The following is a 20,888-nucleotide window of genomic DNA, read 5'->3' as shown; positions in this document are numbered from 1 at the left end:
CAGTATTGGAGGTAAGACTGATGAGACAATGGATCCTTTTTTTGTGGCTCGCGACCCCCGGTCTTTTTGCGGATGTATTACCTTCTGATTCGTTTGCACCTGCCATTCTGTTCAATTCGGCGATTGTTCTCGACGGCTCCTACAATGAAAGCCTTCTGGCCGGAATGGAACAGTTTGAACAAGAAAAAGGTGTTCCGTTTGCTCAGGTTGCGACTGCTGACCCAGATCATTACCGCCAGTCTCTTGAATCTCTCGCGGTAGCGGGGCATTCGCCAATCATCGTGCCCGGTGGTGGAACCCAGTCAATTGTCGAGACTGTAGCGCCATCCTTCCCTCAAACGACCTTTATTTCGATTGGTTATCAGGTAGATGCGCCCAACGTGCGGTCAATTATTTTCAGAGAGTGGGGCGGTGCTTATCTCGCCGGGGTTCTGGCTGCCTACCATAGCCCGAACCGGAAAGTGGCGTTCTTAGGTGGGCTCCCGGTCCGTTCGGTCAAAGAGCTGGAGGCTGGGTTCCGCGCCGGATTTAACCGTGTACTGCCGGACGGGCAGGTCACTAGCCTTTATCTGTCTGAATATACTGAGCGCCCATGGGACGACGAAAATAAGGCCAGAGAGCTCGGGAGGCAGCTTTTCAGCAGTGGGAATGACATCGTGTTTGCTGCTGCGGGTGGCAGTGGCAAAGGAGCGTTAGCAGCAGCCGCCGAAGCTGACAAACTTGCGATTGGTGTCGACCGGAATCAGAACCATCTGTATCCCGGTCATGTTCTTACCTCTGTTGTAAAACACCTGGATAGGGCCGTTTATGTGGCGTTAATCAGTGAACGCTGGCAACTATGGCGTTCACATGTCAAAAGATTGGGTCTTGCTCAAGGGGGTGTGTCCATCAGTATTGATGAAAACAATCAGCCGCTGTTGTCCCAGGACATTATTGAGGAACTCCAGAAGAATCGGAGCCGGCTTTTAGCGGAATCGACCGGCCTGGCGGGGGACACCGACGGCGTCGATCAAGACATTGCAAAGCCGCAGTCTCTGACAGTGGCCGTTCCTGAGGAGGTCCGATTTCCATTTATTCAAGCTGATGAATCCGGGATAACCGGAATCGCCATAGATGCTCTCAGTATGGTTAGTCGGCAATTGGGCGTGGAATTCGAGTACCGGGTTTTGCCGACTCGACGAGGCGTCTATTCGCTTGGGGAGTCGGTCGACGGTTTTATAGCGATCTCGCACAGTGACGACACTGAGGCGCGTGGAGTCTTCCCGATGCGGGACGGTAACGCTGATGAAGACAGGGCTTTAATGACCTGGGATCTGGCAGCTTTTCAACTGATCAATCAAGGCGTTGTAGATGCTTCCATGTTGCAGCCACCCTTAACGATACCTCCGGGATCGGGAACGGACAATCTGACAGAACTCCAAGGCCTCGAAACCCACGTCATCGGCAGTGTAGAGCGGCAGTTGAACATGTTGCTGCGTGGGCATGCGAAAACAGCCCTCGCAGATGCGTTGCACGCCGATCATCTCATAAGAAGTCGGCCAGAGTTTGCTGGAAAAATCCGAAAGGTAGCGGCATCGGTCTCCACGGAATCAAGCTATTTGGTTTTATCGAAAAGCTTCTACCATCAATATCCAGAATTTAGCGAGATCTTGTGGAACAAGCTGTCGGAGATTCGTGAGTCTGTAGAGCTTTGGGATGGGGTAGATCGTTATTTTCGGTAGCCTCGATGGCCGCACCGAAAAGCTTCATTGACTAGACTATGCATGGATACTCACAAATCCGGACTGTCAGGAGGTTGTGTATGAAAATCGGCGTGCCCCGGGAAATCAAGAACCGCGAATACCGTGTAGGCATGACACCCGCTGCCGTTCATGAGCTGTGCGGCCACAATCATGAGGTGTTTGTGGAAACCGGAGCTGGCCTCGCCATTGGCTTTTCCGACGAGGATTATCGGCAGGCCGGAGCGCGAATTCTTGAGACGGCCGGGGAGGTTTTCGATACCGCAGAGTTGATCGTCAAGGTCAAGGAGCCCCAGGCCGAAGAGCGGGCCATGCTGAAGCCGGAGCACACGCTTTTCACCTATCTGCATCTGGCCCCGGACAAAGCGCAGACGGACGACCTGGTGAAGTCCGGCGCTACCTGCATTGCCTATGAGACAGTGACCGACCGTGGAGGGCACTTGCCCCTGCTGGCGCCGATGTCGGAAGTCGCCGGGCGCATGTCGATCCAGGCCGGTGCCCATTGCATGGAGAAAGCCATGGGCGGTCGCGGCGTGCTATTGGGCGGCGTACCCGGTGTCAGTCCGGCGCGAGTAGCGGTCGTTGGTGGCGGAGTTGTCGGCCAGAATGCGATTGCCATGGCGGTCAGATTGGGTGCCCAGGTCACGGTTCTGGACCGCAACATGGACGTACTCAGAAACCTGGACCATCTCTACGGCAACCGCATCACAACCCTGTTTTCAACGGCCCAGACTCTCGATCAGGCGGTGACGGAATCCGATCTTGTCATCGGCAGTGTGCTCATTCCAGGGGCCTCTGCGCCAAAGCTGATCACCCGCGACATGATCCGCCGGATGCCGGAGGGAAGCGTTATCGTGGACGTTGCCATTGATCAGGGTGGCTGTGCCGAAACCTCCCGGGCCACGACGCACGACGATCCCACGTATATTGTTGATGGTGTGGTACATTACTGCGTGGCGAATATGCCGGGTGCCGTTGCGCGCACGTCGACTCTGGCGTTGAATAACGTCACCTTGCCTTTTGTGGCGGCCCTGGCCAATAAGGGTCCGGATCGGGCGATGAAGGAAGATCAACACCTCAGGGCCGGGCTGAACGTGGCCGCGGGCAAGGTGACCTACAGGGAAGTGGCAGAAGCGACCGGGCACCCATACACCAACCCTGAATCCCTGTTGGGATCCTGAGTGTGAAATCCCCGGAGAAACCATGAAACTGATCGGATCCACTACTTCACCTTACGTTCGGCGCATTCGTATCCTGCTGGACGAAGAGCCCTATGAATTCCTCAATCTCAATATCTATGGTGAAGGCCGGGACGAGCTGCGGCGAAACAATCCGACCCTGAAAATTCCGGTACTCGAAGACGGTGGCAAGGAAATCTATGATTCCCGGATTATCGCCCGTTACATCAGTGCCAAACAGGGCCGCGATCCGCTGACCTGGGATCAGGAAAACCAGCTGACCATGATCGATGGCGCCAATGACTCCGCGGTCACCTTGCTGCTCTCGGAGAAGTCCGGAATCGATACCGGCGCCGACCTGATGTTCTACAACCTTCAACGTGAACGCATCATGACAACTTTGCGCACGCTGTCGGCAATGGCGGAAGAGGGCCAGTTCGAGGAATGGAATTATCCGGCCATCTGTCTTTATTGCCTGGTGGACTGGCTGGATTTCAGGGACCTGGTGGACTTTTCCGGTGTAGAGAGCCTGTTATCCTTCCGCGACAGCCACCGGGATTACCCCTGGGTTGCCGAGACCGATCCGCGCAATTCCTGACTCCGCGCGGCCGGCAATCGCCGGCCGCCGCCTCCAGCCAAGGCTGAAAAAAAACTTGCCCGATCATCCTGCGTCATTTTGCTTTCGCAATCGCTGTTCTTGACTATAGTTAAGATTAAGGAACAGCGTCTGATCTGCCGGTTACCGCGTTCCGTACGTATAAATACCAACAATAGAAGAGAGAGGGGGTCATCCATGCTCCTGTCACATGCGTTCGGTCTCTTTACCCATCCTGATGAAGAGTGGGCTTCCATACGAAAAGAACATGAAACTCCGCGCCGGGTCTATGTTGCCTATGTTCTGATTCTGGCGGCGATAGCTCCCATTTGTGCCTATATATCGACTGCCTATTTCGGCTGGACGGTTGGCAATGAGCGGCTGATCAAGTTAACCGAGATCAGTGCAATGCAGCTCAGCGTGTTGACCTATCTGGCAATGCTGGTCGGCGTTTTTGCGCTGGGTTATGCCATCAACTGGATGGCAAGAACCTACGGCGCCAAGGAAGAACACGTACCCTCGAACGGTATTGCCCTGGCAGCCTACTCCTGCACTCCTCTGTTCCTCGCAGGATTTGCCCTGCTGTATCCAGTGCCCTGGTTCAACGCCATCGTCTTCCTGGCCGCCGCCTGCTATGGCGCCTATCTCATGTATGACGGGCTGCCGATTGTCATGGGCATCGAAAAGGAGCGGGCGGTAATGTACGCCGGAGCGTTGCTGACCGTCGCCCTGGTGATCCTGGTATCCACTCGCGTGGGTTCCGTCATTCTCTGGAACTTCGGAGTTGGTCCGGTATTTATCAGCGGATAGACCGGGTTTAAACGGACCGCAAAAGGGGAGCCACTGGCTCCCTTTTTTTATGGTTTCTGGTTCTTGCAAAAGACTTGTCGTGATTTGCCATCCCCCTGTCGCAAATTGGCAATGCGTTCTTAACCAAGCCCGATTAGCTTCTTCATTTGGAGTAGAAACGGCGAAAGGTGCAGAACGTCGAGACTACAAGGGACGAATGCAGGGGAAGATATAACAATGAAACGACTGACACGACGGGATTTTCTGAAGGCATCAGCCATGGGTATGGGCGCCGTGGTGATTTCGACCGGCCTCGCAGGCTGTGTACTGGACAGCTCCGACAAGCGAACAATCAGCTTTACCCATGGAGTGGCCAGCGGCGACCCGCTTGCCGATGGTGTCATGCTCTGGACCAGGGCTGCACCGGCGACCGGTTCGGCACCCGTCGGTGTCGCCTGGGAGGTGTCGACGGATGAGGGTTTCGAGAACCTTGTGCACTCCGGCACGGCAGAGGCCACTGAGGCCCATGACTTCACCGTCAAGGTGGATGTCCGCGGCCTGGCACCGGGGCAGAGCTACTATTATCGCTTTCAGACGACCGATCGGCAGTCACCGGTGGGCGTAACCCGGACCTTACCGGAAGGCAGTATCGACTCAGTGCGCCTGGCCGTGGTCTCCTGCGCGAATTATCCGGCCGGCTATTTCAACGTCTACGGGGAAATCAGTAAACAGAATGACCTGGATGCCGTGGTCCATCTGGGCGACTACATCTACGAATACAGTTCCGACAGCAGCAGTTATGCGGCACAGGATGCCCAGGCGCTGGGGAGGACCTTTTCTGAGGACAACAACCTTGAGCTGATCGAACTGGTGGATTACCGCAGGCGGTACGCTGCGTACCGGGCAGACCCGGATCTCCAGTCCCTGCATGCCAGAGTGCCGTTCATTGTTGTCTGGGACGACCATGAGGTGGCCAACGACACCTGGGAAGAGGGCGCCGAAAACCATAATGACGGAGAAGGCGATTTCACCGAGCGCAAGCTCAATGCCCTCAAGGCCTATTTCGAGTGGATGCCGATCCGTCCCGTGATCGAGGGCAGCGACGAAGCGATTTTCCGGACTTTCCGGTTCGGAAATCTGGTGGACCTGCACATGCTGGATACCCGCATTATTGGGCGCGACCAGCAACTGGACTACATGGACTACTTCACGGGAGAGGGACTGGATGCCGCCCGCTTTACTGCGGATGTTGGCAGTCAGAACCGCACCCTACTGGGCGCGGAGCAGCTGCTCTGGCTGCAGTCTTCCCTGAACTTCTCCACCGCAACATGGCAGGTGTTGGGACAGCAGGTATTGATGGGCCGGATGAATTTGCCGGCAGAGCTTCTGGTGGGTATCGCCACGGAACAGTTTGAAGGCCTTCCGGAAAAACTCGCGGAACTGGCTCAGCTCAAAGGCCGCGCTCTTGCGGGTGACCCTTCTCTGACTCAAGAGGAGCTGGCACGGATCAATACCGTCGCGCCTTACAATCTGGATGCCTGGGATGGTTACCAATACGAACGGGAAGTGGTTCTGGGTACCGCCAAGGCGCTGAACAAGAATCTGGTGGTGCTGGCGGGGGATACCCATAACGCCTGGGCCAATAATCTCAAAGACATCAACGGTGACCAGGCTGGCGTGGAATTCGCCACTTCCGCGGTCACGTCACCCGGCCTGGAGGAGTATCTGGGCATTCCGGATGAGATGATTCAGGGGGCGGAACAGGCCATTGGTCTTCTGGTAGATGATCTGGATTACCTGAATGTGAATCAGCGAGGCTACATGGTAGTAACTTTCACTCCGGAAGAAGCCCGTGCCGACTGGCATTTCGTGGACACTATCAAGTCACGGGAGTATCAGGTTGATGCGGCGCGAAGTGCTTCCCGTCGGGTATTGCCGGGTCAGGGCAACCGTACCGTAGAAAACGTCACCGCCGGATAGGGCGCCAGACTTCCCCGTTAGCTATCCTGTCCTTGATGCAGCGCAAGCCACCCCGGGTACATTCCGGGGTTTAATGGTGATGTTGTAACGACAGGGAGCTCTGAGGATATGTCTGAATCTGTGGAACTGGACAGCGGCGAGCGCGAGCAGGGGGAGCTTGAGTGGCATGTACTTCAGCCTGCTGATGCCCGGCAGAAGCTGAAGGCAGAGGCACCTCTGTCTGATGATGAGGTTCGCCATCGCATGGCCAACCACGGCCCCAATGCGCTTCCCGAGGCTCGTGTAGGGGGGGCTTGGGCGCGGCTGGGCCGGCAACTCAAAAATTTTCTGATTTACGTGTTGGCAGCCGCCGCAGTCATTACGGCCAGCTTGGGCCATTGGGTGGATGCAGGCGTTATTCTTGCCGTCGTTGTTATCCAGACCCTGGTGGGCTTTATCCAGGAAGGAAAGGCCGAGCAGGCCCTGTCTGCCATTCGCCACATGCTTGCACCCAAAGCACGGGTGGTGCGTTCCGATGGCCAGCATCAGATAGACGCTTCGAATTTGGTTCCGGGTGATACGGTGCTGTTGGAACCAGGCGACCGGGTGCCCGCTGATCTTCGTCTGGAGAAATCCCATAATTTGAAAATCGATGAGGCCATTCTAACGGGTGAGTCCGAGGCTGTTGAAAAATCGACAGAGGCGGTCACTGCAGACGCCCCCTTGGGTGACCAGTCCGGAATGGCATTCTCCGGCACCATGGTTGCAACCGGCACTGGTCGAGGCGTGGTGGTCCGCTCAGGCGCCAATACCGAGATTGGCCGCATTTCCGGTCTGCTTGCCCAGACCACAACCCTGAAAACCCCCTTGCTGGAACAGATGGACAGGTTCGCTCGAATCCTTTCCATTGTCGTTATTATCGCCGGCATTGCGATTCTTGGCGGCGGGTATGTATTCAGCGGCTTGCCATTTCGCGAGCTATTCATGGCCGTAGTGGGTCTGATTGTGGCGGCTATCCCCGAAGGGCTGCCGGCGATTCTCACCATTACCCTGGCAATTGGTGTGCGCCAGATGGCTCGTCGTCAGGCAGTGGTTCGTCGAATGCCGGTTATAGAAACCCTGGGCGCGGTGTCGGTGATCTGTTCGGATAAAACCGGAACCCTCACCCGAAACGAAATGATGGTAACCCGGGCGGTATTATCTGGTGTCCGGCTGGAAGTGACCGGCGAAGGTTACGATTTTGATGGTTCGGTGAACTCCGAACAGGGGCATCCGCCGGACTCTGCCCTGCTTGACGAACTTGCCCGGGCGGCGGCCCTTTGTAACGACGCCCACGTCCACCATGATTCCGGCACAGTCAGGATTACTGGCGATCCCATGGAGGCCGCGCTTTCGGTGTTCGCCCGAAAAGCCCGGTTTGACGTTGAAAACAGTGCCGCTGACTGGCCCCGGAAAGACGAAATTCCGTTTGATACTGAAAATCGCTTCATGGCCACGCTCAACCATGATCACCACGGACATAGCGTGATCTACCTGAAAGGCGCGCCGGAGCGGATCCTGGATATGTGCTCCAGCGAGGTTGTCGAGTCCGGGGAAGGCGGGGAACTCCGCCGGGAATTCTGGGAGCAGGTCATCACAGAAATGGCATCGGATGGTCTCAGAGTGCTGGCCCTGGCCCGGAAACCGGCAGAGCGAGGCATCGGTGAACTGGCCATTGAGGATCTTGAGCAGGGTGCCGAGCTGCTCGGATTGGTCGGGCTGCTGGATCCGCCCCGGCAGGAGGCCATTCGCGCGATTGCGGAGTGCCACGATGCCGGAATTCGGGTCAAGATGATTACCGGTGATCACGGGATAACGGCAGGCGCTATTGCGCGCAAGCTGGGCCTTGAAAATACCGAGCGGGTGCTGACTGGCAAGGAACTGGACCAGCTGGATGATGACCAGCTTCGCGATCTCGTTGGCGAAGTGGATGTCTTTGCCCGGACCAGCCCGGAACATAAGTTGAGGCTGGTGACCGCTCTTCAGGCCCTACACGGGGTTGTGGCCATGACCGGTGACGGGGTGAATGATGCCCCGGCACTGAAGCGGGCAGATGTCGGGATCGCCATGGGGGTGAAAGGCTCGGAGGCAGCTCGGGAAGCGTCTTCAGTCGTGTTGCTGGATGACAATTTTGCCAGTATTGCCGCAGCCGTACGTGAGGGCAGAACGGTCTACACAAACCTTAAAAAAGGCATTGCCTTCCTGCTCCCGGTCAATGGCGGCGAGTCCATCAGTCTGGTCACCGCTCTGCTGTTGGGGCTCACTCTTCCCATCTCTGCCTTGCAGATTATTTGGGTCAACATGGTCAGCTCTGTAGTCCTCGCCATGACGCTTGCTTTCGAACCGGCCGAGCCCGGGGTTATGAAGCACCCCCCCAGACCCAGAGGCGAGTCTCTTTTGCGGGGGTTCGTGGTCTGGCGGGTCGTTTTTGTGTCGCTGCTTTTCCTCTCAGGTATCTTCGCCGCATGGTACTGGGCCATGCACCAATACGGAGATGAAAGTATTGCCCGCACTCTTGCGGTCAATACGCTTGTGGCTATGGAGGTCTTTTACCTGTTTGCCGTGCGCTATCTCGACTCAGCGTCGATCACTCTGCGTGGGGTGTTGGGCACGCCGATCGTGCTGTTGGCAGTTGCCACGGTGATCGCGTTGCAGTTGTTGTTTACCTATTTGCCCTGGTTTAACCAGACGTTTGGCACGCAAGCGCTCAGTCTGGAGGCATTGGGATTTGCAGCAGTCGCTGGCGGGCTGGTGCTGGTGATTCTGGAAATCGAGACAGCGTTGAGAAAGCGCCTGCTCAGGGCAGGCCCCGTGTAATCACGGCCGGGTCGCCGCGACCTTCCACAGCAGCCAGTTCTGCACTGGAAAGCCACTCGCCCGGTGGCTTGTCCATAACGCTGGCGCAGGCGGCCAGGGCATGGCCCCAGGAACAACCGTTGGCGAACAGCATGCCGGCCTCATTCAGGGTGCCGCCGCGGTTGATGTAACCCAAAACCCGGGCCTGTGACGGTTCCGGGAACAGTGGGAAGAGATGGCCCCGGAACACTTCAGGGCGCATGTGGGAGAGGGCAACCCGCCGGTGAATGCGGTGGGGGAACAGGCGCTCCCTTTCGAACTCCGACAGGCACACCTGGGCTTCCATTGTGTCCCTTGGCTGACGGAATCTACCGGGTTCCTGAATATAGACCAGCCGGAAGGGTGTGCCTGTCTCCCGCAAGCGTTCGCATGCTCGTATGGCCTCGGATAACTGGTAGGCACCATTGGCCATAAGCAGCAATGGTTCACCGGACGAGGTATCTTCATCCACCACCAGGGCCCCGTGCCTCGCCAGCAGTTCCGCTTCCCGGGTGTCGAAGACGCAGGGGCGTTCCCGTTTCGGGATCACCATGCAACTGATCGTGCCCCTTTCACGGAATACAGATGGCAATGTTGCCAGAGTGCTGTTGTAGTCGGCCGGAAACAGCACCCGGGAGACGTCGTTCATCTCCGCGAGCATGCTTTCGCAGAAGGTGGTGTCCTGATGGGACTGCTCGTTCTTGCCATTTTCCCAGGTGTGGGAGGTGGCAATAACCGGCAAGCCGAGCCAGCGGGCAGGCCGCCCGATTTCTTTCTGGTGCCGGGCAAAAATCAGCTCCTGGCGGATGGCGCCAAGCATTTTCACGCAGAAGGCCTCATAGCTGGCGACCAGATTTAGCCCGGCCTTATTGGCCAGACAAGCCGATACCACAGATTCTTCGTTCAGTGCCGTGATGATCTTGCCGTGCACCGACTCCTGATCGTTCTCGGGATCGTTCACCCGGTGCTTCAGATCATCCAGCACTCCGCCAAGACGATTGCTTGCCAGCTCGTCCGGATTGCCCACTCTGGCCCTGAGGTCCGGGTTCTGGGCCACCAGCGCACGGAAAAAATCATCCACAGCCTTCATCGGCGAGGTGCATTCCCGACGGGCCGGAAGCCGGGGGATTATCGGGTCCGGGGGATTGCGGGTCGCGAGGGCATGATCCCGCTCCAGGGGGCGTGATTGTCCAGCGTGCTGGTTCAGTTGAGCGATACAGCTCTGAAGTTGGTCCGGAGCCACCCACAACCTGGCTGCATGTTCGTTAAACAACTCCCTGGCCCGAGCGTCCATACGCGGGTTTCCAGGCAGCGGCAGGTTGTGGGCCGCATTGCTGCTGGCGCCATAGAAACCGTAACCCTTGGTGGTTTCTGCTATGCCATAGGGCACCCGAACCGGGTAGCTGCTTTCACCGCGTAGCGCGGCCTCGCCATTGGTGGTAAGGGCCTGCTCCATCTCGTATAGCGCGCAGACAAAGGCTGCGGGATCCCGGCCGTCAAAACGGAAGGGCACGAAGCCCCGGTGCTCAAGGTGCGCCTCGAAGCGCTCAAGACCCTCGCGAGTGCCCAGCTCCGTGCGCTGTTCGATCCGCCGACCGTTGGCAATCATGACCGGCATGATGGCTCCGCAATCCTCGGCGCGCCACCAGCGAGGAATCCAGTCGCTGCCGCGCTGCTCTTCGGCGGCGCCGTCTGAAAGAAAGGCGACCAGAGATTCGCCGGGCAGAGGCATGTGGGCATATTGAAGTTCGGCAAAACCCAGGTAACCACCTTCCAGAATGCCGCCGGCGGTGTGCGGATTGACATGGCTGCCAAGGGGAGCAGCCATGGTGCCGTCCGGCTTCTGCCGGTAACTGTAGAAATCGGCCACCAGAGTGGACAGCCCGTCAGGCCCGCGGTAACGCTCCGCCTGTTCCGGATGCAGGTTTCCGGTGAGGACATTCAGGGCGTCCACGGCTGCCACGCAGTGCCCCTGGCCCATCAGCCAGCTCCGTGTGCGTTCGGTCAGATTGTTCAGAGCCAGATAGCCGGCATAGGCCGGCACCATGTTCAGTGCCCCGCCGGTGTGGCCTTCCGGATTGGTCTTGAAGTCCTGAGGCGCCAGCGGCTGGCCGGAGACATCAACCCGGCGGGCGTAGGTCATGTGGACTACCAGCCAGAGACCGGCACTGGTCAGCCTGTCCAGGTCGGCGAGTTTACGATAGACCGCGGCAGCATCGGGCTGGTGGCCTGCAGCAACCAGGTGCTCTGCCAGTACGCTGACCTGATGTTGCGTGGCTTCACTGTGCTGGATGACGCCATAACCATCGCACCAGCGCCGGAAATCCGGGCAGTCCGAAGCAGCGTGATTCACCGCTGCTGTTTGAATGGGAAATGGCATGAGATGCCTCCATGGCGTCAGTGTGTCCGCGAATTTTAAAACCACCGCTGTGAACTGCCATTGATGCAGGTCAGTCGAAACTGCATCTTTCTGCAGACTGCCCCAAGCCAAGCGTTCCACCCGCCCGCGTACAGGCTTGCTCGCCTGCCCGTTGCCGAAAGCCATGGTTTCTGAGAGTCTGTTCGAATAAGCCACCTGATAAGGAGACTCCCATGACGCAAGACAAGAATCAGGACAAGCGCCGGAAATATTCGGCCCCCGTTGTTGATGGCATTGGCAAATCCGCCAGCCGTGCCATGCTTCGGGCCGTCGGGTTTACCGATGAGGATTTCAAAAAGCCCCAGATCGGCATTGCGTCCACATGGAGTAACCTCACGCCGTGCAACATGCACATCAACCAACTGGCCGAGGAGTCGGCTGCCGGAGCCGATGAGGCAGGCGGCAAGTCACTGATTTTTAATACCATTACCATATCGGACGGCATTGCCAATGGTACCGAGGGCATGAAGTATTCCCTGGTGTCCCGGGAGGTGATCGCCGATTCCATCGAGACCGTGGCCGGTTGCGAAGGGTTCGATGGCCTGGTGGCGATCGGTGGCTGCGACAAGAACATGCCCGGTTGCATGATGGGCCTGGCGCGTCTGAATCGGCCATCTGTGTTCGTGTATGGCGGCACCATCATGCCTGGCGAGAACCACACCGATATTATTTCCGTGTTTGAAGCCGTGGGTGCCCACGCCCGTGGTGATCTGGATCTGATTGAGGTGAAGCAGATAGAGGAAACCGCGATTCCGGGGCCAGGGTCCTGTGGTGGCATGTATACCGCCAATACCATGGCGTCGGCCATCGAGGCCATGGGCATGAGCCTGCCGGGCAGCTCCGCCCAGAACGCTGTGTCGGAGACCAAGGCGGAGGATTGTCGAGGTGCCGGTGCTGCGGTGCTGAACCTGCTGGAGAAAGACATCAAGCCCAGCGACATCATGACCCGGAAAGCCTTCGAAAACGCCATTACGGTCGTCATCGCCCTGGGCGGTTCCACCAATGCGGTACTGCACCTGCTGGCCATGGCCAGCACCGTCGGTGTCGATCTGGAGCTGGAAGACTTTGTCGAGATTGGCAAGCGGGTGCCGGTGCTGGCGGATCTGCGCCCGAGCGGCCACTACATGATGTCGGAGCTGGTGGCCATCGGCGGTATCCAGCCGCTGATGAAAATGTTGCTGGACCGCGGGCTGCTGCATGGCGACTGTCTGACCGTAACCGGCCAGACTCTGGCCGAGAACCTGGCCGATGTTGCCCCCTATCCGGAAGGGCAGGACATCATTCACGCCTTCGACAACCCGATCAAGGCGGATAGCCATCTGCGGATCCTTTTCGGGAACCTGGCGCCAACCGGAGCGGTGGCGAAGATCACCGGCAAGGAAGGCACGCATTTTACCGGCCGTGCCCGGGTATTCCATTCGGAAGAAGAAGCCCAGGAGCGGATTCTCGACGGCACAGTGGTGGCCGGCGATGTGCTGGTCATCCGCTACGAAGGCCCCAAAGGCGGACCGGGCATGCGGGAGATGCTGAGCCCCACCTCCGCGATCATGGGCAAGGGCCTGGGCAGCGATGTCGCGTTGATTACCGATGGCCGGTTCTCAGGAGGCAGCCACGGTTTCGTGGTTGGCCATATCACACCGGAAGCGGCCGAGGGCGGCCCGATTGCGCTGGTCGAGGATGGCGACACCATTACCATTGATGCCGTCAGTAACCGGATTGAGCTGGATGTCTCGGATCAGGAACTGGAACGTCGTCGGCAGGCCTGGCAGGCTCCACCACCCCGTTTCACCCGAGGCACGTTGGCGAAGTATTCGCGAACCGTAAGTTCTGCCTCGAAAGGGGCTGTGACCGATTTGCCCTGATCTGCTTGGAGCTCAGGTCTTCAGCTGTTCTGGCTTGCCCCAGTAGTATCCCTGGCCATACAGGCCGGGGAACTGCTGTAGCCAGGCGGCGATAGCTTCCTCCTCCACACCTTCGACCACAACATCCAGGTCGAGAGCCTCACCCAGGTCAAGCGCCGCTCGGAATATCCGCTGTCGGGCGGGTTGGGTGAGTATGTCGCTGAGAAAACTCCGGTCGATTTTTAACTCGTCCAGCTCGAATGTGGCAAGGGTTCCCAGCGACGAGTGCCCGGTTCCAAAATCATCGACGGCAATTCTGAACCCGCTTTGGCTCAGGGTCCGAATAACGACTTTTGCCAAGGCTGTGTCAGCCATCATCGCTGTTTCGGTAATCTCCAGAATAAGATCGGAAGGTTGTGCCCCATGGTGCTGCACAATTGCCTTCACCTTTTCCAGAAAGTCCGGGTGGGTGAGATCGTTTGCAGAAATGTTGACCGCAACGGCAATGTGGTCCCCGTGACGGGCCTTCAGCGCGCTCATATCTTCACAGACGCGGTCCACCACCCAGAGCGTAACGTGGTGAATCATCCCGACCTGTTCGGCTAATGGGATCCACCGATCCGGAGCAACCGTGCCGAAGTCCGGGTGTTGCCAGCGGATCAGGGCTTCCAACGAAGCGATACGTGCGTCCTGTATTCGCACGGTTGGTTGGTATTCCAGCCATATGCAGCCATTACCCAGTGCCTCTTCGATATCCAGCATCAGCATTTGCTGCTGGTACTGCCAGTCCGCGATAGCCGGGTCGTAGACCGTCAGGGGCTGATGCGTATCCAGGGCAGCAAAGCCAGCTGATGAAAGGATATCTGACGCGTCGACCCCATGCTCCGGAGCATGGGCGATACCCACCGATGAACTCCACGATAGCGAGAACCGGCCCTCGCGGAAGTTCTCTCCCAACCAATTCATGAGCGTTTTCAGTTTTTCCGGGTAAGTGTCCGGGGCGTCAGTATGGAAAAAGGCAAAGGCATGATTGCTCGTATCAATGCTGGCGAGGGCATAGCCGTCAATCATGATCAACTGATCACCCATGATCCGTTTCAGGAATCCGTCGAGCTCCCACAGATAACTTCTGAGCAGATCCTCTGCCGTCCGATAGCCGAGAGCCTGCTCGATTTCGTTAAACCGGGTCAACTGAATCATGGCGACGGTGTAGGGCTGTTGGTGGCTATCAAGTTGATCCAATGACTCCTCCAGCATGGCCCGATTGGGTTTGCCGGAAACACTGTGTGTTTTGAGGAGTTGCTTGTAATTTTGCTCAACGTGAGATCGCAGCGTTTGTTCCTGGCGGGCCCGAATATCAGAAGCCAGCCTTTTTTTGCGCTCTTCCAATATCTGACGGCCAATGCCGCTGGTCAGGATCAGAGATGCGGCCGCTGCACCGATAAAGAAGGCGGAATCGGTAAAGCTGTTCACCGGGACCCAGCCGACAGTCCGTGCTGCCGAGATAACTGTACCCAGGAGAATGAAGAGCAGTGATAACGCAAAATAGCGGGCATACACCTCGTGTCGGGCCTGTTTTAGCGTCAGGGCCAGAATCATTGAACCACCGGTCAGGGCCAGTATCAGGAAGGAGTCCTGACCGAGCAACGGTAGCCGCAGTGGCATGGCCAGCAGATGTAAAAGGCCAAGAACACTCGCTGCATTCAGTAGCAGTCTCGGGAGTCTGGAGACCTGGATAAAGTTTGGCGTGATTTGGCAAAGTGAGATGAGGCAAAGACAGAGGCTGATGTTCAGTAATGCGTTTATTTCCGGGAATTCTGGCCAAATCAGCCAGAGCCCGAAGCCCTCCATGACAAGTTGCACGTGAATAACGGATAGCGTGAGAACGCCCAACCAGGCCAGCCCCGGGAGTCTGAATTTCATCATGAAGCTGAGGTTCAGCAACAGCGCAAAGACGAGGAGGCCAGTGATGAACGCCTTCCAGGTCATGGTTCCTGCGATGTCGCTTACAACATTGTCAGGTTCCAGAATGCTAATGGGTAGTAGCGTGGGGCCGGCATTCTGAACCTCGAACAACAGTGTGGTCGTACCCGCCGGTAATGAAACTGGCCAGATCCACGGTGGTAGCGAAATCAGCCGGTTACCGAACGGGTAAAGGTCTCCCATGTCACGAAGCCGCTGGAAAGCGCCATTTTCATCGAGAATGGCGGGTCTGAGCCGGTCGATGTAGGGGGCGGATACAAGGACCCAATGTTCGGCGTTTGTGGCTCCGGGGTTCTCCACCGTCACCTTGAAGGTGACAGGTCCGTTGTAATAGCCAATGCCGGAGTTCTCTGACGGGGCCGCCTGCCAGTTTTTCTGCCGCCAGTTTTCGTCTTCTATAACCTGCTCCAGAGGCGCAACCAGATAGTCGATCTGCACAATGCGGGAGGACTGGGACGCTGACCCGGGAGAGTCGACGTGCGACAGCGCGGAAAGCGGATTTTCAGGCGCGTGAAGGAGGCTTGCGAGCAGACCGTATGCCATGGCAGCCATCAGGAACAGGAAGGGCATCCACCGCCGAAAAGGTGTCAGCCCGGACTGGGCTCGGAGTTGTGACAGCACGGCTTTTTCGGTCTGATGTGTGCTGTCATCCATATGAAGCGACGGTCCCGCTAAGTGGTGTTTTCTGACTCGAAGAATCTGGTCGAATTTTAATGGTTTTCAGCTCACTTGCATTTGCCAGGTGAAATTGGCGCAAGAAACTTTTCACCTGATCAAACAAGACATTCGCTGGTATAGTTAACCCTGACCATCCTATCTGTAGAAGCCTGTTTCCGGACCGGTTGCGCGATGCATGAATAAACCACAGGATCTGTACAAATGAGACTCGCCGGCTTTTCCCCTTTCGTGATCTTGATGTTGCTCTGGCTGCCAGGATCGCTTTTGGCCCATCAAACGGGGGGTGAATCCCAAAAGCGGGAGGCAGAAACAGACAGTGGACCCAGGCTCGCTTCGGTGAATGCCGCGGTTGCCGTGGCTGGTGATAACGAGCTGATTTTCGGCAAGAATGCCGACCGGTCCGTACCCATTGCCTCTGTCACCAAGGTCATGACCGCGCTGGTCGTGCTGGAATCCGGCGAGCCGCTGGATGAGTGGCTGACTTTTCATGAGCGGCATACGCCCGCCGCCGCCAACGCCTACAGTCGGATTCGCATCGACTCGGAGATGCGGCGTAAAGATGTCCTGCGCATTGCACTGATGTCCTCCGAAAATTTTGCCGCCTACACCCTTGCCCGTAGCCACCCGGGCGGGTTCGATGCCTTTATCGAGGCGATGAACGCCAAGGCCGCGGCCCTGGGAATGACCGGTACCCGGTTTGTTGATCCGACCGGGCTGTCGTCGGAGAACCTTTCAACCGCCGCGGATCTTGTAAAGCTGGTAAACGCTGCGGCTGATTACCCGGAAATCCGGGAGTACTCCACCACCGGTTATTTCCGTGGGCAATTCCGGCAGCCCCGTTACAGCCTGTCGTTCGGGAATACCAATGCCCTGGTGCATCGGGATAGCTGGGGGGTGGCCCTCAGCAAGACCGGCTATCTCTCCGAGGCCGGGCGCTGCCTGGTGATGATTTCGAAGATGAACGGCAAAGAGGTGGTGACCGTGCTGCTTGATTCCCTCGGTACCCGCTCGCCGCTGGGCGATGCCGGACGGATAAAGCGCTGGCTTGATACCGGAGCCAGGGGCTCGGTGGCCGCTGCCGCCCGGCGTTACGAACAGGAAAAGAACGCGTCATACGCGACCGCTGGTAACAGTACGGTCAGTGTGAACTGACACTGAAAGGAATCCCGTTATGATCCAGATATTCACGACCGGTGGCACCATCGACAAGGTCTACTTCGATGCCAACAGCGAGTTCGAGGTAGGGCACAGCCTGCTGCCGGAGCTGCTGTCTGAATCCAACATCCACGAGGGCTATCGCCTGCGGGAACTGCTGCGCAAGGACAGCCTGGAGATGACCGATGATGATCGCCAGCAGGTACTGGCGGCGGCCAGTGAATGCGATTGTGGCCGAATCATTATCACCCACGGCACGGACACCATGGCCGATACTGCGGCGGTGCTGTCCGGCCTGAAGGACAAGACCATCGTATTGACCGGCGCGATGCAGCCGGCCCGTATGCGCCGAACCGATGCGGTATTCAATGTCGGGTTTGCCTGGGCTGCGGTGCAGCTGCTGCCGCCGGGTGTGTATATTGCTATGAATGGTGAAGTGTTCGAGGCCGGTGCAGTGCGCAAGAATCTCAAGGCGCAACGTTTCGAGCGCACCTGAGTATCACGCCAGGCTGTCTCTTTCCTCGGCGGTCAGTTCCCGGTATTCGCCGGGCATCAGCGCATCGTCCAGTTCGACCTGTCCAATGCGGACACGATGAAGGGCTTCCACGTGGTTGCCAACGGCTGCCATCATGCGCTTGACCTGATGATAGCGCCCCTCCGAAATCGTCAGCTCAATGATCCTTTCTTCCAGAAAATGCACCCGGGCCGGTCGCGTCGGCCTGGGATCATTATGCAGGTCCACACCACGTTCCAGTTGCTGTGCCGCGGCGTCGCTCAGAGGTTCGTTCAGGGTTACCCGGTAAGTCTTGGGGCAGTCGGTTCGCGGTGAGGTGACCCGGTGAGACCACTGCCCATCGGTGGTCAGTAACAGCAGGCCGGTTGTATCTGCATCGAGGCGCCCGGCAATATGGAGATGTCGGGTGATGTCTGCTGGCAACAGGTCCAGCGCTGTTGGATGGTCGCTGTCGGTCGTCGCGCTCACCACGCCTGCTGGCTTGTTCATCATCAGATAGCGCTCGCCCGGGAGGCTCAGAAGGGTGCCTGACAAGGCCACCCGTTCATCCCCGGCCAGGCGGGTGTTGGCGCCCTTGCAGATTTGCTCATTGATCGTTACTTCTCCGCGGCCGATGGCCCGCTTGGCCTCTTTTCGGGAAAGCTCGGTGCTGTTGGCAATAAACTGGTCCAGTCGCATGGTGTTCAGCAGCGTTGTCCGGGTGCCGGGGAGCTCAGACTGGCCAGGCAGAGCACCGGCGTTTCGGCAATCATCCGAGACCAGAGCAGCCCGAGGGCTTCGGAGCTTACTGGTGGGCGTGGAGTCCGAAAGCTCGCCGTGGGGTCGATGCCGCTGCCATTGCGGGTCGCCAGAACAAAGGTAAACGGGTGCGCGCCTGGAATGCCCAGCCGGATGTCGGTGGCCGTGATGCGGTCGCCGGCCTGGTCGTAATCCAGGAAGCCCCGGGTGAACCATTCAAGTCGCCGGGCCTCGGGCAGGTCCGAGACTTCGCTCGCCAGCTCCGGGCGGCGTGGAAAGTATTCAAGATTCAGCGGCGTGTCGCCATCCAGAAAGCCGGTGACTATTTCTATCCGCTGATCACCCTGCAGAGCCGTCGCCCGCCACAACAGTGTGCTGAATGGCATGGGCTGAACCAGCAGGTCCGGGTTTTCCAGGCCGGCGGCCGCAAGCGCGGGTTGAACTCGCTGTGTCATCACTTGCTGGGCCAGAACACTCCAGCCCAGGTACAGGGTGGACACTGCCAGGCCTGCAACTATCGCTGTTTTGGCGGGCGGCCGGGCGAGAAAAAACAGGCAGCCTGCCAGCAGGGGCAGGGTGTATAGCGGGTCGATGATAAAAATGCTGCTGACGGCTATGGGTGGCCCGATGGGCCAGAACAGCTGGGTGCCATAGGTGGTGAAGGCATCCAGCAAAGGATGGGTAATCAGGATCAGCCCCGTCAGGGCGAGCCACCGCTGAAAACTCAGTTGTGGTTTCCAGCGCCAGAGCAGCCAGGCAAGGGCCACTGCCAGAGGGGCCAGAACGAACAACGAATGGCTGAATCCACGGTGTTGGGTGAAATTGGCCACTGCGGTGCCGTAATCGATGACAACATCCAGATCCGGGAGGGTGCCCAGAACTGCGCCTGTCAGCAAAACCGAGCGGCCAAGAGTCTTGCCGGCTACGGCGCCGGCCAGGGAGGCGCCCAGGGCGGCCTGGGTGAGTGAATCCATGTCAGATCAGTCTCGCATCAAAACGGTGTCCTGCAGTAGTAGGCCACCGACTCCCCGGTGGATCACTGTCCTGCAGGTATTTCCAGCGCCGCCAGCACCGATTCACCGGGGTAGCCATCAGCCACCAGGTTGTTGGCAGCCTGGAACTGACGGATGGCAGACCGCGTTCCCGGGCCCATGATGCCATCGGGGTTGCCTGGCTCATACCCCCGTTGCTGCAGGGCTTTCTGTAGGTTGATGATGTTGGCGCGGGACAGCGCAGGCGCGTCTTCGGGCGGCGGATTTTGCAGTTTACCCGCGCCGGCAATCCGCTCAGCCAGATGACCAACCGCGATGGCGTAGAACTCGGAGCGGTTCCAGCCCATGATCACGCGGAAGTTGTGATAGGCAAGAAACGCCGGCCCGCGGTGTCCTGCCGGCACCACGAGGGCGGCATTAATCGGTTCGCGGGCCAGTGGCTTGCCGAAGGCATCCGTAATGCCCATTTCGCGCCACTGCTCGAGTGGCAGACGGCGCCCGTCCGCAAGGGAATAGTCGAAATTCTCGGGTAACAGTACCTCGCGGCCCCAACGGTAGTCGCCGTCCCAGTTCATGGATTCGAGAAACCGGCCCGCAGACATCATGGCATCCGGAAGGCTGTTCCACAGATCCCTGCGGCCATCACCATCGGCATCCACCGCGTGTTTCAGGAAAACCGTCGGCATGAACTGAACGTGGCCCATGGCGCCGGCCCAGGAACCTTCCATCTGGTCTGCCGGAATGGCGCCCTCGTCTATAATGCGCAGGGCCGCGATCAACTGCTCGGTGAAGAAAGTGCTGCGGCGGGGATCGCAGGCCAGTGTCGTCAGGGAGCTGGGTACCGGCATCTTGCCGAAATAGCTGCCAAAATTGGTTTCCAGGCCCCAGAAGGCCACCAAATAAGGCGCGGGCACGCCGGTTTCCCGGGTGACTCTGGCCAGCAGCTCCTGATGTTCCTGCAACAGTTCGCGGCCGGTGTTGACCCGGGCATCGTTAACCCGCCGGTTCAGGTAGTCGGCAAAGGTAGTGGTGAACTCCGGTTGCCGCCGGTCCAGTTCGATCACCCGTGCCAGATGCTGGACCCCGGACATCACCTCGCTGGCGGTCTTGCTGCTGACCCCGGCGGCAATGGCCTGCTTCTGAAGCCGGGCCTTGCATTCGGCAAATCCCGCTGGCTCAACTTCAGCGCTGTCCTGGGCAATGGCGGGCAGTGACAGACATGACAGAAAACCGGAAAACAATAAGCCGCGAGTAACGCCGCCCTGGCGAAGAATCCTTGCAGGTTTGGTCAGCACACAAAACCTCTATCAGGCTGATGATCGTGGAGTATCCTGAGCCCATGTTAGCGCGTTTTCCAGCCGGAGAAACACTGTCCTGGCTCCCGTGGAGTGACAATTCTTTAACCTGACGGTTCCCGAAAAACGGCGATTGTGG

Annotated in this window: 14 protein-coding genes; 9 read left to right on the top strand and 5 right to left on the bottom strand. The window is 58.3% G+C overall.

The window, feature by feature from the left end; genetic code table 11:
- The first annotated feature begins 20 nt into the window (after positions 1-20).
- From KYE_RS11785 to KYE_RS11760, 6 genes are all read left to right on the top strand, one after another.
- Positions 21-1,721 carry a BMP family ABC transporter substrate-binding protein gene (locus tag KYE_RS11785; protein WP_008173570.1) on the top strand — a complete coding sequence of 567 codons (1,701 nt, stop codon included), beginning with the start codon at positions 21-23 and terminating at the stop codon, positions 1,719-1,721.
- An 80-nt stretch (positions 1,722-1,801) separates the two neighbouring features.
- Entirely contained in the window at positions 1,802-2,920 is a 1,119-nt protein-coding gene (gene ald / locus KYE_RS11780; RefSeq protein ID WP_008173568.1) for an alanine dehydrogenase, read from the top strand.
- Between the two features lie 22 nt (positions 2,921-2,942).
- Positions 2,943-3,515 carry a glutathione S-transferase family protein gene (locus KYE_RS11775; protein ID WP_008173565.1) on the top strand — a complete coding sequence of 191 codons (573 nt, stop codon included), beginning with the start codon at positions 2,943-2,945 and terminating at the stop codon, positions 3,513-3,515.
- Between the two features lie 195 nt (positions 3,516-3,710).
- Positions 3,711-4,322, top strand: coding sequence for a Yip1 family protein (locus KYE_RS11770; protein ID WP_008173563.1), 612 nt, complete (start codon positions 3,711-3,713; stop codon positions 4,320-4,322).
- A gap of 216 nt (positions 4,323-4,538) precedes the next feature.
- Complete coding sequence (locus tag KYE_RS11765; RefSeq protein ID WP_008173561.1) at positions 4,539-6,281, top strand: alkaline phosphatase D family protein; 1,743 nt, start codon at positions 4,539-4,541, stop codon at positions 6,279-6,281.
- 108 nt (positions 6,282-6,389) lie between these two features.
- Positions 6,390-9,116, top strand: coding sequence for a cation-translocating P-type ATPase (locus KYE_RS11760; protein ID WP_008173559.1), 2,727 nt, complete (start codon positions 6,390-6,392; stop codon positions 9,114-9,116).
- Here the strand turns inward: KYE_RS11760 and KYE_RS11755 are convergent.
- The gene (locus KYE_RS11755) at positions 9,097-11,514 is read right to left on the bottom strand and encodes a D-xylulose 5-phosphate/D-fructose 6-phosphate phosphoketolase (protein ID WP_008173557.1); all 2,418 of its coding nucleotides are present in this window, start codon (positions 11,512-11,514) and stop codon (positions 9,097-9,099) included. The genes KYE_RS11760 and KYE_RS11755 overlap by 20 nt on opposite strands.
- 212 nt (positions 11,515-11,726) lie before the next feature.
- On the opposite strand from KYE_RS11755, the gene ilvD reads away from it, so the two are divergent.
- A complete protein-coding gene (gene ilvD / locus KYE_RS11750; protein WP_008173555.1) occupies positions 11,727-13,415 on the top strand; it encodes a dihydroxy-acid dehydratase in 1,689 nt (562 codons plus the stop codon).
- Positions 13,416-13,427: 12 nt separating this feature from the next.
- Here the strand turns inward: ilvD and KYE_RS11745 are convergent, their stop codons facing one another.
- Entirely contained in the window at positions 13,428-16,031 is a 2,604-nt protein-coding gene (locus tag KYE_RS11745) for an EAL domain-containing protein (protein WP_008173554.1), read from the bottom strand.
- Positions 16,032-16,319: 288 nt separating this feature from the next.
- Between KYE_RS11745 and pbpG the strand changes: the two genes are divergently transcribed.
- Positions 16,320-17,207 carry a D-alanyl-D-alanine endopeptidase gene (gene pbpG, locus KYE_RS11740; RefSeq protein ID WP_264622617.1) on the top strand — a complete coding sequence of 296 codons (888 nt, stop codon included), beginning with the start codon at positions 16,320-16,322 and terminating at the stop codon, positions 17,205-17,207.
- 19 nt (positions 17,208-17,226) lie between these two features.
- Entirely contained in the window at positions 17,227-17,706 is a 480-nt protein-coding gene (locus tag KYE_RS11735) for an asparaginase domain-containing protein (protein WP_008173551.1), read from the top strand.
- A 3-nt stretch (positions 17,707-17,709) separates the two neighbouring features.
- On the opposite strand, the gene rsuA is transcribed toward KYE_RS11735, so the two are convergent.
- From rsuA to KYE_RS11720, 3 genes are all read right to left on the bottom strand, one after another.
- The gene (rsuA, locus tag KYE_RS11730) at positions 17,710-18,402 is read right to left on the bottom strand and encodes a 16S rRNA pseudouridine(516) synthase RsuA (protein WP_008173549.1); all 693 of its coding nucleotides are present in this window, start codon (positions 18,400-18,402) and stop codon (positions 17,710-17,712) included.
- 5 nt (positions 18,403-18,407) lie between these two features.
- Positions 18,408-19,436, bottom strand: coding sequence for a metal-dependent hydrolase (locus tag KYE_RS11725; RefSeq protein WP_008173547.1), 1,029 nt, complete (start codon positions 19,434-19,436; stop codon positions 18,408-18,410).
- A 62-nt stretch (positions 19,437-19,498) separates the two neighbouring features.
- Positions 19,499-20,749: a lytic murein transglycosylase gene (locus KYE_RS11720; RefSeq protein ID WP_008173546.1), complete on the bottom strand. Its 1,251-nt coding sequence runs from the start codon at positions 20,747-20,749 to the stop codon at positions 19,499-19,501.
- Between the last annotated feature and the right edge of the window lie 139 nt (positions 20,750-20,888).

The sequence above is a fragment of the Marinobacter manganoxydans MnI7-9 genome (genome assembly GCF_000235625.1).
Taxonomy (GTDB): domain Bacteria; phylum Pseudomonadota; class Gammaproteobacteria; order Pseudomonadales; family Oleiphilaceae; genus Marinobacter; species Marinobacter manganoxydans.
This window is presented reverse-complemented; position numbering and strand designations above follow the sequence as displayed.